The 13,156-nt window shown below is 67.6% G+C and carries 12 protein-coding genes; 9 read left to right on the forward strand and 3 right to left on the reverse strand.

Features of this window, described 5'->3' with window-relative positions:
• Both AL3_RS11075 and AL3_RS11080 read left to right on the forward strand, forming a co-directional pair.
• Nucleotides 1-972 (forward strand): DNA topoisomerase IB, encoded by a 972-nt coding sequence (locus AL3_RS11075; protein ID WP_066300641.1) that lies wholly within the window; start codon nucleotides 1-3, stop codon nucleotides 970-972.
• Nucleotides 973-1,061: 89 nt separating this feature from the next.
• A complete protein-coding gene (locus tag AL3_RS11080) occupies nucleotides 1,062-1,385 on the forward strand; it encodes a hypothetical protein (protein ID WP_066300644.1) in 324 nt (107 codons plus the stop codon).
• Nucleotides 1,386-1,439: 54 nt separating this feature from the next.
• Here the strand turns inward: AL3_RS11080 and AL3_RS11085 are convergent, their stop codons facing one another.
• Entirely contained in the window at nucleotides 1,440-2,525 is a 1,086-nt protein-coding gene (locus AL3_RS11085) for a diacylglycerol/lipid kinase family protein (protein ID WP_066300647.1), read from the reverse strand.
• 67 nt (nucleotides 2,526-2,592) lie between these two features.
• Here AL3_RS11085 and serS point away from each other — a divergent pair, with 67 nt between their 5' ends.
• Together serS and AL3_RS11095 are read left to right on the forward strand one after the other, a co-directional pair.
• Nucleotides 2,593-3,861, forward strand: coding sequence for a serine--tRNA ligase (gene serS / locus AL3_RS11090; protein ID WP_066300650.1), 1,269 nt, complete (start codon nucleotides 2,593-2,595; stop codon nucleotides 3,859-3,861).
• A gap of 117 nt (nucleotides 3,862-3,978) precedes the next feature.
• The gene (locus AL3_RS11095) at nucleotides 3,979-4,824 is read left to right on the forward strand and encodes an HAD family hydrolase (RefSeq protein ID WP_066300652.1); all 846 of its coding nucleotides are present in this window, start codon (nucleotides 3,979-3,981) and stop codon (nucleotides 4,822-4,824) included.
• 7 nt (nucleotides 4,825-4,831) lie between these two features.
• Here AL3_RS11095 and AL3_RS11100 read toward each other — a convergent pair whose 3' ends face one another.
• Both AL3_RS11100 and AL3_RS11105 read right to left on the reverse strand, forming a co-directional pair.
• A complete protein-coding gene (locus AL3_RS11100) occupies nucleotides 4,832-5,467 on the reverse strand; it encodes a hypothetical protein (RefSeq protein WP_066300654.1) in 636 nt (211 codons plus the stop codon).
• 160 nt (nucleotides 5,468-5,627) lie between these two features.
• Complete coding sequence (locus AL3_RS11105; RefSeq protein WP_066300658.1) at nucleotides 5,628-6,173, reverse strand: inorganic diphosphatase; 546 nt, start codon at nucleotides 6,171-6,173, stop codon at nucleotides 5,628-5,630.
• 276 nt (nucleotides 6,174-6,449) lie between these two features.
• Between AL3_RS11105 and dacB the strand changes: the two genes are divergently transcribed.
• The 5 genes from dacB (at nucleotide 6,450) to ftsH (ending at nucleotide 13,127) form a co-directional block, all read left to right on the forward strand.
• Nucleotides 6,450-7,874 carry a D-alanyl-D-alanine carboxypeptidase/D-alanyl-D-alanine endopeptidase gene (gene dacB / locus AL3_RS11110; RefSeq protein ID WP_066300661.1) on the forward strand — a complete coding sequence of 475 codons (1,425 nt, stop codon included), beginning with the start codon at nucleotides 6,450-6,452 and terminating at the stop codon, nucleotides 7,872-7,874.
• A gap of 61 nt (nucleotides 7,875-7,935) precedes the next feature.
• Nucleotides 7,936-9,081 carry an Rv3626c family coenzyme F420 biosynthesis-associated protein gene (locus AL3_RS11115; protein ID WP_066300664.1) on the forward strand — a complete coding sequence of 382 codons (1,146 nt, stop codon included), beginning with the start codon at nucleotides 7,936-7,938 and terminating at the stop codon, nucleotides 9,079-9,081.
• A gap of 103 nt (nucleotides 9,082-9,184) precedes the next feature.
• Nucleotides 9,185-10,204 (forward strand): tRNA lysidine(34) synthetase TilS, encoded by a 1,020-nt coding sequence (gene tilS, locus AL3_RS11120; protein WP_370665323.1) that lies wholly within the window; start codon nucleotides 9,185-9,187, stop codon nucleotides 10,202-10,204.
• 35 nt (nucleotides 10,205-10,239) lie between these two features.
• Nucleotides 10,240-10,791, forward strand: coding sequence for a hypoxanthine phosphoribosyltransferase (hpt, locus tag AL3_RS11125; protein ID WP_066300669.1), 552 nt, complete (start codon nucleotides 10,240-10,242; stop codon nucleotides 10,789-10,791).
• Between the two features lie 266 nt (nucleotides 10,792-11,057).
• Complete coding sequence (ftsH, locus tag AL3_RS11130; protein ID WP_066300672.1) at nucleotides 11,058-13,127, forward strand: ATP-dependent zinc metalloprotease FtsH; 2,070 nt, start codon at nucleotides 11,058-11,060, stop codon at nucleotides 13,125-13,127.
• Nucleotides 13,128-13,156: the final 29 nt, after the last annotated feature.

Consider the following 13,156-nt stretch of genomic DNA (forward strand, 5'->3'; position numbering starts at 1 on the left):
ATGCCGCGCCTGCGCCGCAGCAACTGCGAGCATCCCGGCTATACCCGGCGCCGCTGGGGCAAAGGGTTCAGTTACCGCGGCCTGGCGGGGGAGGTGCTGCGCGATCCCGCGGAGCTGCGGCGCATCCGGGGACTGGCCATCCCGCCGGCCTGGGAGGATGTCTGGATCAGCCCCTACCCCAACGGCCACATCCAGGCCACCGGGCAGGATGCTGCTGGCCGGCGCCAGTACATTTATCACCCGCATTGGCGTGAACTGAAGGACCGGGAGAAGTTCGACCGGGCACTGGCGCTGGCGGAGGCCCTCCCGGGGGCCCGGCGGATCATCACCAAGCACCTGCGCTCCGAGGGTAACGGGCCGGAGCGGGCGTTCGCGGCTGCCCTGCGCATCATCGATTCGGGTGCCCTGCGGGTCGGCGGATCCCGCTACGCCGAAATGAACGGCTCCTACGGAACAACAACGCTGCTCACGGAGCATGTCCGGCTGGACCGCACGCGCCTGCTCCTGCATTTTCCCGGCAAAAGCGGGCAGGAGTGGCAGGTGGAGCTGGAGGATGAAGATCTGGCGGCAGCTGTCCGGCCCATGCTCGCGCGTCCCGAAGCGGATACCGCCCTGGCCTACCTGGGCGCCGATGACCAGTGGCACAGCATTGATGCAGCCCAGCTGAACGGTTTCCTGCGGGAGGTCTCCGCAGGAGATTTCACGGCCAAGGACTTCCGGACCTGGCAGGCGACGGTGTCGGCCGCCATGGGACTGGCGCGCGCCGGCAGCCGGGTCACCAAGCGGGAACGGCAGCAGGCTGTGGCTGCGACCATCCGGGGTGTCGCTGAACGGCTGGGCAATACCCCGGCCGTTGCCCGGAAATCCTACGTCGACCCCCGCGTGGTGGACCGGTTCCTGGCGGGCGAGGTCATTCCGGCAGCGGGCTACTCTGCCTCCGAGACGGCTGTGCGCCAGATGCTCGGCGGATAGCGCCCACTTGCGCGCCTCCCTATGGTAAGTATGCTTATAGACCCGATGCCGGGAGGCGTGCGGGCAAGCCAGCCAACGAAAGGCGGACCATGAGCGAGTACCCGAACGAAGAAGAGCAGCTCAAGAACCCCAAGCCCAGCGGCCAGTCCACGGGCGATGACAACTGGCGCGGAGACGCGGCGGACCAGGGCAATGACATCCGCTTCGCCGAAGAGCAGGAACTCATCCGCGAACAGGCCTCCCCGGAATCCGTCCGGCGGGATGATGACGGTGAATATACCGACGCCGAAGGATCCAAAGAGCCCACTGCAGGCCGGGGCCACAAGGAGAACCGCGGCCACGGCCAGGACGGGACTGCCGGATCCAAGGAAACCGAGGGTGGTTACACGGATTCCGAGGGCACCCAGGACTGAGCTCCATCCGGCCGCGGCCGGCCCGGGACTGAATCAGCCACCGGACCCGCTGCCCTAGGCTGCGGGTCCGGCAGTGTGTCCGCCGGGCTGCCCGGCGTCCAAGGCCCGGACCCGCAGCGACTGCGGGTCAACCGTCACGGTGACGCTGGTCGCCGCACCGCTGAGGTCGCCGTCGAGCTGGGTGATGGTCGGCTCCTCCGTGCTCACGGTTACCGTGCGGGCCCGCTGGTACTCAATGACCGGAAGTTCCCGCCGGTTCCGGGTGACAACCTTGCCCAGAACAGCCGCCCAGCCGAACACCGTGCGCGGACTAAGCACCACGATGTCCAGCATGCCGTCGTCCACTGCGGCGAGCGGAATGAAATCGATTCCCGCGGGCAGCTGGCCGGTATTCGCGAAGACAACGCTGCTGACCTTCCGGACCTGCGGAACGCCGGCGTCTGCCTGGACCCGCATCCGGCGCCTCGGCCCGGGCAGCAGCCTCACGCCGGCTTCGCTGTAGGCCAGCCAGCCCACCCGCTTCTTCAGCTCGTCCCGGGTCGCCGCGATGACCTCCGCGTCCAGCCCGATCCCGCCCATCACCAGGAAATTACTGCTGGAACGGGTTCCGGTGCGCGAGTTCTCCAGCGCAATGCGGCCCATATCGATCCGGCGCTCAGCGCCGTGCAGTGCTGTTTGGATGCTGCCGTGCAGATCGTTCACCGGCAGCCCGAGGTTCCGGGCCAGCAGGTTGCCGGTGCCCAGCGGGAGCAGTCCCATGGCCGCCGGTGAGTGGGTGACGGCGCGGGCGACCTCACGGACGGTGCCGTCCCCGCCGGCAGCCAGGACAACGTCGACTCCCGCTGCCAGGGCCTGCTGGGCTTGGCGGAAGCCGGGGGATTCCACCGTGGTCTCCAGGATCAGCGGCGGCTCCCAGCCTGCGAGCTCGCAGGCCTCGGCCAAGGCTGTCCGGGCGGGGCCGGCCTGCGCTTTGACGGGGTTGATGACCATGGCGACCCGTTGGCTGGGTGCCGCAAGCGGGCGGGTGATGCGTTCCGCGGCGAGCTGCCGCCGGTGCCGGCGGGAAGCTATCAGCCACGTGGCCAGGGACGCGGCGGCGGCGGTGGCCAGGAGCAGGATCACGGCTAATTCGGCAGGCATGGTGCCCTCCAGAATAGCCGCCGGCGGGTGTGCAATCGCCGGATAGGGTTTTCGGTACCCTTGAGACGTGATCGATGTTAATGAACTGCGCGAAAATCCCGAGAAGTTCCGAGCCTCCCAGCGCGCCCGGCTGGCCGATCCGGAGCTGGTGGACGCAATCATTTCCGCTGATGCCCGCCGGCGTGAGTCCCGTACCCGCTACGAAACGCTGCGTGCGGAACAGAATGCCTTCGGCAAGCGGGTAGCCCAGGCCAAGGGCGAGGAGAAGCAGGCGCTCCTGGCCGAGGTCAAGGAACTCGCTGCTGCCGTCAAGGCTGCCGGAGCCGAGGCTGACGCGGTCCAGGCCGAGCAGGAGGCACTGGTCCGGCGCGTGGCCAATGTCGTTGAAGACGGCGTTCCCGCCGGCGGTGAAGACGACTACGAGGTCCTCAAGACGGTTGGCAAGCCCCGCGATTTCGAGGCCGAGGGGTTCACCCCGCGCGATCACCTGGAACTTGGTGAACTGCTCGGCGCGATCGACATGGAACGTGGCGCGAAGGTCTCCGGCTCGCGCTTCTACTTCCTGCGGGGCGTCGGCGCCCGCCTGGAACTGGGGCTCCTGCAGATGGCCATGGACCAGGCCATCAAGGCCGGATTCGTTCCCATGATCACTCCGACGCTGGTCCGCCCGGAAACCATGCAGGGCACCGGCTTCGACGTCGCCCACGACGCCGAAATCTACCGCCTCGCCGAGGACGACCTGTACCTGGTGGGCACTTCGGAGGTTCCGCTGGCCGGATACCACGCTGACGAGATCATCGACCTGGCCGCAGGTCCCGTCCGTTACGCCGGCTGGTCCTCCTGCTACCGCCGCGAAGCCGGCTCCCACGGCAAGGACACCCGCGGCATTATCCGTGTGCACCAGTTCAACAAGGTGGAGATGTTCACCTACACGCGGGTGGAGGATGCCGCCGCCGAGCACCAGCGGCTGCTCGCCTGGGAAGAGGACATGCTGGCCAAGGTGGAGCTGCCCTACCGGGTGATCGAGACCGCTGCCGGAGACCTCGGTATGTCCGCCGCGCGCAAGTTCGACTGCGAAGCCTGGGTTCCCACCCAGGGCGCCTACCGCGAACTCACTTCCACCTCCAACTGCACCACGTTCCAGGCCCGCCGCCTGAACATCCGTGAACGCCAGGACGGCAAAACCCGCGCGGTCGCCACGCTCAACGGCACCCTGGCCACCACCCGCTGGATTGTCGCGATCCTGGAGCACCACCAGAACCCGGACGGCTCGGTCAACGTTCCCAAGGCGCTGCAGCCCTACATGGGCGGCCTGGAAGTCCTGCCGGTCCTCTAGCCCCGGCCCTGCCGGCGCGGTTCTGCGCCGGCAGGGACGGCAGGTGTTAACCAGCTGTTCGCACCGAGTGTGAACCCCGTCCTACCGGTATTCACGACTGTCTGTTTATATAAATCGATGACTACTCTCACTTCAGCCGGCATCGAAGACCGGCTCCGTTCAGATACCGCCCACCTCATTGCCCTCGACGTCGACGGGACTCTCGTGGACCACGACGGGCACATGTCCCCGAACGTGCGTTCCGCTGCCCGGGACGCCATCGACGCCGGACACCACCTGGTCATTTCCACCGGCCGCTCCTTCGGTGCGGCCCTGCCGATCCTCAAGAACATCGGCCTGACCGAGGGATTCACCGTCTGCTCCAACGGCGGCGTCACCCTCCGCGTGGACAGTGCACTGCCGGAGGGATACGAGATCGTGGACCGTGTGGTCTTCGACCCCCGGCCGGCCCTGGACGCCCTCCGCATCCAGCTGCCCACCGCGAAATTCGCCCTCGAGGACCACGAAGGCCGCTTCCTCTCCACCGAACGCTTCCAGGACGCCAGTTTCGGCGCCGAAGCGCAGGCCGTGGACTTCGAATACCTGCGGGAGAGCAAGGCCGTCCGCGTGGTGGTCTTCAGCACCGACAGCACAGCCGAGGAATTCGGCGAAGCCGTTGAGGCAATCGGCCTGCACGGGGTCACCTACTCAGTCGGCTGGACCGCGTGGCTGGACATCGCGGCGGCCGGCGTCACCAAGGCCTCCGCGCTGGAGCAGGTCCGGCGCCGGCTGAATATTGATCCCCGGCACACGGTGGCCGTGGGCGATGGCCGCAATGACATTGAGATGCTCTCCTGGGCTGCCCGCGGGGTTGCCATGGGCCAGTCACCGCAGGAAGTCATCGCCGCGGCTTCAGAGGTTACCGGAACGGTCTACGAAGACGGTGCTGCCGCGGTGCTCCAGAGCCTCGTGACCGCCCGCTAGCGGGACCTTACCGGCCGTAGGACAGTGCTGCCGGCGGCAGCGCCGCCGGCCCTGCCACCAGGTCCAGCAGCCGGGCCGCAGCGGGCCGGGTGGCCCACTCCTCCGCCCAGTACGAACGGACCACGGCCTTGCTGACCGCCTGGGTGGTGATCCCCAGCGCTTCCGCGACGTATTTCTGCTGTCCGCGGGCGCCCGGCGTCATCAGGTCCAGGACCTTCCACTCGGCAGCCGTCCGGCCCGCCACGATCTGGCCCAGCAGCCGCAGGACCGCCTCGGCCTCCGCGGCGACCTGCGTGTCCGGACCCTCCACCGCAAGCGGGATCCGGTCGCCGGTGCGCTGCGCGCGCTCAACCGCTCGGCGGGCGTAAACCAGGCCAAACCCTTCGGCCTCCAGCACTTCGGCGGGCAGGGGCCGGCGCACCTCTCCGACACCGAGGCCCACATGCCACCGGCGGGCACGGACAGCTATCAGGGCGGCGTCCACGGCCGCCGCGGGATCAGCCAGAATGCCCTGGGCCTCGTCACCCACGGAGCGCTGGAACGCCACGGCCGCAGGGATGTGCCGCAGGGAGCGCAGCAGCTCTGGAACCTGGTCTCCCGCCTCGCGGGTATCCCGCTGGTTGATGGTCAGCACAAAATGCATGGCATCAGCATGCCAGAGAAGGACACCAAACAACCGAAAACGGTTGATCGGGCGCGGCGCGGCAGATTCAGCGGGCCCTTCGGAGCGGAACCGGCCTTGAACGACGAAGCGGCCGCCCACCGGATCGGTGGACGGCCGCTTGCCGTGAAGGCTGAAAACGCTAGTTGTTCTCGGCGTTGGCGTCGACGTCGCGGCCCTGCGGCTCGTCCTCTTCGCTCTTTTCGCCCAGCGCTTCGAAGCGTGCCAGCGAGGCCTCAACCTCGGCCTCGGCAGCCTCGCGGCCGGCCCAGTCCGCGGCTTCTACCCACTTGCCCGGTTCCAGGTCCTTGTACTTGGTGAAGAAATGCTTGATCTCATCGAGCAGGAAATCCGAAACGTCGGACAGGTCCTGGATGTGGTCGAAGCGCGGGTCTGCCGGAACGCACAGCACCTTGGCGTCGCCGCCGCCGTCGTCGACCATGTTGAAGACGCCGATCGGGCGGGACTCCACCAGGACACCCGGGATCAGGTCGAAGTCCTGCAGCATCACGAGGGCGTCCAGCGGATCCCCGTCTTCGCCAAGCGTGTTCTCGAAGTAGCCGTAGTGGGTCGGGTACTGCATCGAGGTGAACAGCACGCGGTCCAGGCGCAGACGGTGCGTCTCATGGTCAATTTCGTACTTGACGCGGGATCCCTTGGGGATCTCGATCGTTACGTCGAGTTTCATAACGGCTCCTTGAAAGCGGCCCTGCGGCCACGCAAACGGACAGACGGTTTCAGCGCATTTCAGGCGCTGACGGACAATGGGCGCAGCCGGAATCCCCCGTCCATTTGGGAATGTCCGTTTGGCTCACCGCGCCGGTCTAGTGTTAAAGATATATGTCCTGAGGCGTTACCGGGTTCCACCCCGGTCCCTGCCGCCTCGCAAACCGCCGCCGATGAGGCGGAACCCCTGAGGCATCAGGGACGTAAACGAGACGGAAATTGGTGGCCCGTGGCTAGGATGTTCTCCGGCATTGCCCTTGCGCTGGCCTTTGCCGTCCTGCTGGTTCCCCTGGCCGTCTACGCCGGCCCGCCCGTGCTGAAGGCCCTCAGCGGTACCGGCGTTGAACGTCAGGCAGCTGTGCCCACCTACCAGCGGGCGCCGGCGGAACTGACCCAGACGCCGTTCGTGACCACCCTGGACCCCGCGGCGCCCGTGCCGGATACAGCCGTTCTGGGCGGGCTGCTCGACGGCGAACTCGGGCTGACAGGCAGCGGCACCGTCTCCGCCGTCGTCACCGATGTGCGCACCGGCGCCGTCCTGTACGAACAGAATGCTGCGGATGCCGGGATGCCTGCCTCCACCCTGAAGATCCTGACGGCGGCGGCCGTCGCCTCCACGCTGGAACCGGACTCCCGGTTTGAAACCACCGTGCACGCCGGGCCGGCGGCGGACGGCGGAACGCAGCTGGTGCTGCGCGGCGGCGGAGACGTCCTGCTGGCCTCCGGAGCTTCCGACGACGACGCAGTGGTGGGCCGGGCAGGGCTGGCCACGCTCGCTGAGGAGACCATCAAATCCCTGGGCAGCTCCGCCGGGACGGTGCAGGTCCTGCTCGATGACACGCTGTTCTCCGGCCCGTCACTTTCCGGGGCTTGGAACCCCGCCGACGTGGAAGCCGGCGAAATCGCGCCCCTCTACCCGCTTGCCATCAATTCAGCGTGGACCGATGAGTCCCGCCGGTCCGGTGAACGCGAGGACGACGCCGCGCTGGCCGCCGCCGAAGCGTTCCGCGCCGCGCTGGCAGCCGCCGGCGCCGAAACCGGCATCACCGTGGCTGAGGGAGTCGAACGCGGCGCCGTTCCCGCCGGTGCCCGGCTGCTGGCCGCCGTGGAATCCGCGACAGTGGCGGAGCAGATCGAGCAGATGCTGCTGATTTCGGACAACTACCTCGCCGAGGCGCTGGCCCGTTCCGCAGCGCTGGCATCCGGACGCGATGCATCCTTCACCGGGGCCGTGGACACCGTGACGGCGCAGGCGGCGGCCCTCGGCATCGACACCGCCGGCATGGCACTGGCGGATGTGTCCGGGCTCGCAGCGGAGAACGAGGTCAGTGCCAGGCAGCTGGCTGACGCCGTCCGGCTGGTGCTCACCGCGAATGACGAGGGCCTGCGCGCCGTCGCCCGCGGGATGCCCGTGGCCGGGCTCAGCGGGACGCTGCAGGGCCGGTACGACGACGGGGACGACGACGCCGCCGGGGCCGGTCTGGTCCGCGCCAAGACCGGAACCCTCTTCGAGGTCACCGCACTCAGCGGTTACGTCACAGATGCGGACGGACGGCTCCTGGCCTTCGCACTGGTGGCCCGGGGACTGGACGGCAACACGGCAGAGGCCCGCAGCGCCGTCGACTCCGCAGCCGCCGTGCTGGCCGGCTGCGGCTGCCGGTAAGCCCGCACCCGATTGGTGTTGGCGGGAGCGCATTGGGCTGCGGCTGTGATCGAATGGAGCAATGGAGAGCAACCAGCAGCAACTCAGCCATGAAACCGCCGCCCGCCTGGTGAACTGGGACTTCGCCGCTGCGACGGCTGCCACCCTCGTGGCGCCGGGGCCCAAGATGTCCCGGCGCGAAATCCAGGACGCAGTCGCGGACCTGCGCCGGCAGGCTGACGCCGCCGTCGCCCACGTGCACCGGATCACCGGGCTCGATGCCGCAGAGAACCTGCGCGATTCCCCGGTGCTGATCGTGGACCGGGCATCCTGGGCCAAGGCAAACTCCCAGAGCTTCGCGGCCCTGATGAATCCCATGCTGCAGCACCTGGCCACAACCCGTCCCGAGGCAGTCAACTCGACCAACACGGCCGTGGCAGGCGCGCTGACCGGCGCCGAGCTGGGGGCCGTCCTGGCGTTCCTGGCCAGCAAGGTCCTGGGCCAGTACGATCCGTTCGCGGCGCTGGCCTCGGACAACCCGGCCAAGACGGCAGGCCGGCTGCTCCTGGTAGCCCCGAACATCATCAGCACGGAGCGCGAACTCAACGTTGACCCCACGGACTTCCGCCTGTGGGTCTGCCTGCACGAGCAGACCCACAGGGTGCAGTTCGCTGCCGCCCCCTGGCTGCGCGATCACATGCTGGAACAGATCGGCGCGCTCAGTAACGGCCTGATGGACAAGGCACAGGGCCTGCCGGAACGGATCAGCCAGCTGGCCAAGCAGCTTTCGGCCGCCGCAGGAACGGACAAGCAGGAAACCGCGTCCGACGGCGTACCCGCCAGGCAGACCGATGTCCTGTCACTGCTCCAGGACCCGGAGGACAAGGCCCGGCTCTCCCACATCACCGCGGTGATGAGCCTGCTGGAAGGCCACGCCAACGTGGTGATGGACGCAGTGGACGCCAGCATCATTCCCAGCGTCAAGACCATCCGGCGCCGCTTCAACGACCGCGGCGCCAACCGCCGCTGGCTGGACCGGTTCTTCCGCCGCATCATGGGCCTGGACGCCAAGATGCGCCAGTACGCGGACGGCTCGAAGTTCGTCCGGGCCGTGGTGGACACAGCCGGCATGGAGGGGTTCAACCGCGTCTGGGAAAGCGCCGCGAACCTGCCCACCGAGGCTGAGATCCACAATCCGGAACTGTGGATCCAGCGGATGGGTCTGTAAACCGCCAGTGACCGACCTTCCAGTTTCATCCTCCAGCACCTCCTCCCTGCCCGCCCCGCGCCCCCGCCAGCGGCTGAACCCCACGCTCGGGAAAGCCCGCGGCCTGCTCCGCGATTCCCTGCGCGATGCCGGGATCATGCCGGATCCCAAAGCGCCGCCGATGCTGCTGGTCGCCTGCAGCGGAGGCCCTGACTCGCTCGCCCTGGCGGAGACGGCCAGCTTCTTCAGCCGCCGCGGCGACTACCGGGTTGGCGCCGCCGTCGTCGACCACGGGCTGCAGCCGGGTTCCGCCGGTGTTGCGGAAGCCGCTGCTGCCAAGCTGCGGGCCATGGGACTGGACCCGGTGACCGTTCACCGGGTGCACGTCCCGGAATCCGGCATGGGTCCGGAAGCTGCCGCCCGGAGCGTGCGGTACGAGGCGCTGGACGAGGCCGCGGATGCCGCGGAGGCAGCCGTGGTGCTGCTGGGGCACACCCTGGATGACCAGGCCGAGCAGGTGCTGCTGGGCCTGGCCCGCGGCTCCGGCACCCGCTCCCTGGCGGGCATGCCGGAACAGCGCGGCCGCTACCTCCGGCCGTTCCTGGGGCTGCGGCGGGCCGAGGTTGATGAGATCTGCGCGGCCCAGGACTTGGATCCGTGGCATGACCCCACCAACGCGGATCCCGCCTACGCCCGGTCCCGGGTCCGCACCACCGTGCTGCCCTTCCTGGAACGCGAACTAGGACCGGGCATCGCTGAGGCCCTCTACCGCAGTTCGCGGATCCTTGCCCAGGACGCCGACTACCTGGACCTCCAGGCCGCGGAAACCTACACCCGGCTGCGCCGTGAAGCCCCGGCCGCCGCCGGGCCGGATGAGATCCTGCTCTCGGAAGAAGCGCTGCGGGGCCTGCCTCCGTCCCTGCGCCAGCGGGTCCTGGCCCTCGCCGCCGTCGAGCTTGGAGGTGCCCAGCCCAGCTGGGAACGCGTGCGCGCGGTAGAGGCACTGCTGCGCCGTGAGGGCTCGGCCGGACCGGTCCAGCTGGTGGGTAAGGTCAGCGCCTACCGCCAGGTGCGGGGCAAACCGGTTCCCCAAGGCACCCCAAGCTATGGCAATCTTGTTTTTAGGAAAAAGAGCAGCGCCTAACTTCAGCTGCAACATCTCGTACCCGGGAGCCATTCGTGGATTCACACGACGTCCAGTCAGACCTCAAGCACGTTCTTTACACCAGGGAACAGATCGCCGATCGGATCAAGGAGCTGGCGGCGGAGATCGACCGCGACTACGCCGGACGCGACGTCCTGCTGGTCGGTGTCCTGAAGGGCGCCGTTATGGTGATGGCGGACCTGTCCCGCGCCCTGCACAGCCACGTCTCCATGGACTGGATGGCGGTGTCCTCCTACGGCTCCGGAACCCAGTCCTCCGGCGTCGTCCGGATCCTGAAGGACCTCGAGACCGACCTGCTGGGCAAGCACGTGCTGATCGTCGAGGACATCATCGACTCCGGCCTGACCCTGTCCTGGCTGCGGACCAACCTGGAATCCCGCGGCCCGGCCAGCGTGGAAATCTGCGCCCTGCTGCGCAAGCCCGCTGCCTCAAAGGTGGACATCGACGTCAAGTATGTCGGCTACGACATCCCGAACGAGTTCGTCGTGGGCTACGGCCTGGACTTCGCCGAGAAGTACCGCAATCTCGACTTCATCGGCACCCTGGCGCCGCACGTTTACGAGTAGGCCAAAGGCACTTTCGTGCCCCGCCCGCTGACCCCGGGCCGCTGCAGCCGGCAGCAGATCTGCCGGCCGCGAACCGGGGCAGCGGGTTTTTCGTTATCCTCATGAGGCGAATCACGCCGCCGGGATACGCCCAGAGGGAACTAATGCGCCCCGCGGGCCGTGTATTTCTGGGGACGGTGTATAGCTAGAGACTGCTAGCCAACGAATTCCCGCGCACAATCAAGCGTTGTTGATCAGGAGGGACGGGGCATCTGCCCTGACGACGAATGAAATCCAAGAACTTCTTCAAGGGACCGATCATTTGGATCGTGCTGGCGCTGGCCGCACTGCTGATCATCCTTCCCAACCTTTCCAACTCCGGCGCGTCCCAGGTGGACACCAACGTTGGCCTGCAGCTGCTGCGGGACAACAAGGTGGAGCAGGCGAAGATCTACGACGGCGACCAGCGCGTGGACCTTACGCTCCGGGAGCCGTACGAGGACAAGGGCGAGAACGTCCAGTTCTTCTTCGGATCGGCCCGCGGCGAGGACATCGTCGAGGCAGTGAACAACTCCGACGTTGACGGCTTCACGGACCAGCCCGTCCAGACCAACTGGTTCACCAGCTTCCTGGGCCTCTTCCTGCCCATCATCATCCTCGGTGTGATCTTCTGGTTCCTGCTCTCCCGCATGCAGGGCGGCGGGTCCAAGGTGATGCAGTTCGGCAAGTCCAAGGCCAAGCTGACCAACAAGGACATGCCGCAGGTGACCTTCGCCGATGTTGCCGGCGCTGATGAGGCAGTCGAAGAGCTGCACGAAATCAAGGAATTCCTGAAGGAACCGGCAAAGTTCCAGGCCGTTGGCGCCAAGATCCCCAAGGGTGTGCTGCTGTACGGCCCTCCCGGCACCGGTAAAACGCTCCTGGCGCGCGCCGTGGCCGGTGAGGCCGGCGTGCCGTTCTACTCCATCTCCGGTTCCGACTTTGTGGAAATGTTCGTTGGCGTGGGCGCTTCCCGTGTCCGCGACCTGTTCGAACAGGCAAAGAACAACGCTCCGGCCATTATCTTCGTTGACGAGATCGACGCCGTCGGCCGTCACCGCGGCGCCGGCGTCGGCGGCGGCAACGACGAACGCGAGCAGACCCTGAACCAGCTCCTGGTGGAGATGGACGGCTTCGACAGCACCACCAACGTTATTCTCATTGCCGCGACCAACCGTCCGGACGTGCTGGACCCCGCACTGCTGCGGCCCGGCCGCTTCGACCGGCAGATCGGCGTCGAGGCCCCGGACATGCAGGGGCGCCTGCAGATCCTGCAGGTCCATGCCAAGGGCAAGCCGATGGCACCGGGCGTGGACCTGGCCTCCGTGGCCAAGAAAACCCCCGGTTTCACCGGTGCGGACCTGGCCAACGTCCTGAATGAGGCCGCCCTGCTGACCGCGCGTTCCAACGCCCAGCTCATCGACGACCGTGCCCTGGACGAGGCGATCGACCGCGTCATCGCCGGCCCGCAGAAGCGCAGCCGCGTGATGAAGGAACTCGAACGCAAGATCACCGCCTACCACGAAGGCGGACACGCGCTGGTGGCCGCGGCCCTGCGCAACACCGACCCGGTCACCAAGGTCACCATCCTGCCCCGCGGCCGCGCCCTGGGGTACACCATGGTGCTGCCGCAGGACGACAAGTACTCGATTACCCGCAACGAACTGCTGGACCAGCTGGCGTACGCCATGGGCGGCCGGGTCGCTGAGGAAATCGTCTTCCACGATCCGTCCACCGGTGCCTCCAATGACATCGAGAAGGCCACGTCCACGGCCCGCAAGATGGTCACCCAGTACGGCATGAGCGAGCGGATCGGTTCCGTGAAGCTGGGCTCCGGCGGCGGCGAGCCGTTCCTGGGCCGGGACATGGGCCAGGAACGAAACTACTCCGATCAGGTGGCCTACGTGGTGGACGAGGAAGTCCGGCGCCTGCTGGACAACGCCCATGATGAGGCATACCAGATCCTGACCGAGAACCGGGACGTCCTGGACCGCCTGGCGCTGGAACTGCTGGAACGCGAAACGCTGAACCAGGCAGAGATCGCCGAGATCTTCCACGATGTCCGCAAGCGGGACCTCCGCGAAGTCTGGCTGTCCAAGCCCACCCGCCCGGTCCACGACATCCCGCCCGTGGTCTCCCCGCGGGAACGGGCAGAAGCCGCTGCGGCCGGTGAACCGGATCCGGAGACCGTGGCTCCGCAGGACCAGATCGCCGACGCCGATCTCCCGCAGGACTTCGACGTCTCCAATGACGGGCTCCCTGAGCCCGAGAACAGCGGCCAGGGAAGCCACCGCGGCTCCGCCAGCCGCAGCGAATAGCGCAGGACCGGACGGCAGCCAATCAACAC

The organism is Arthrobacter luteolus NBRC 107841 (genome assembly GCF_001552075.1).
In the GTDB taxonomy this organism is placed as follows: Bacteria; Actinomycetota; Actinomycetes; order Actinomycetales; family Micrococcaceae; genus Arthrobacter_B; species Arthrobacter_B luteolus.

Bases quoted from the DNA above. Each gene is read 5' to 3' on its own strand.
- ftsH (WP_066300672.1), top strand. From the start codon at position 11,058: ATGAAATCCAAGAACTTCTTCAAGGGACCGATCATTTGGATCGTGCTG.
- AL3_RS11075 (WP_066300641.1), top strand. From the start codon at position 1: ATGCCGCGCCTGCGCCGCAGCAACTGCGAGCATCCCGGCTATACCCGG.
- AL3_RS11085 (WP_066300647.1), bottom strand. From the start codon at position 2,525: ATGCCTGCCGAATTAGCCGTGATCCTGCTCCTGGCCACCGCCGCCGCC.
- dacB (WP_066300661.1), top strand. From the start codon at position 6,450: ATGTTCTCCGGCATTGCCCTTGCGCTGGCCTTTGCCGTCCTGCTGGTT.
- AL3_RS11115 (WP_066300664.1), top strand. From the start codon at position 7,936: ATGGAGAGCAACCAGCAGCAACTCAGCCATGAAACCGCCGCCCGCCTG.
- AL3_RS11080 (WP_066300644.1), top strand. From the start codon at position 1,062: ATGAGCGAGTACCCGAACGAAGAAGAGCAGCTCAAGAACCCCAAGCCC.
- AL3_RS11100 (WP_066300654.1), bottom strand. From the start codon at position 5,467: ATGCATTTTGTGCTGACCATCAACCAGCGGGATACCCGCGAGGCGGGA.
- AL3_RS11095 (WP_066300652.1), top strand. From the start codon at position 3,979: ATGACTACTCTCACTTCAGCCGGCATCGAAGACCGGCTCCGTTCAGAT.
- AL3_RS11105 (WP_066300658.1), bottom strand. From the start codon at position 6,173: ATGAAACTCGACGTAACGATCGAGATCCCCAAGGGATCCCGCGTCAAG.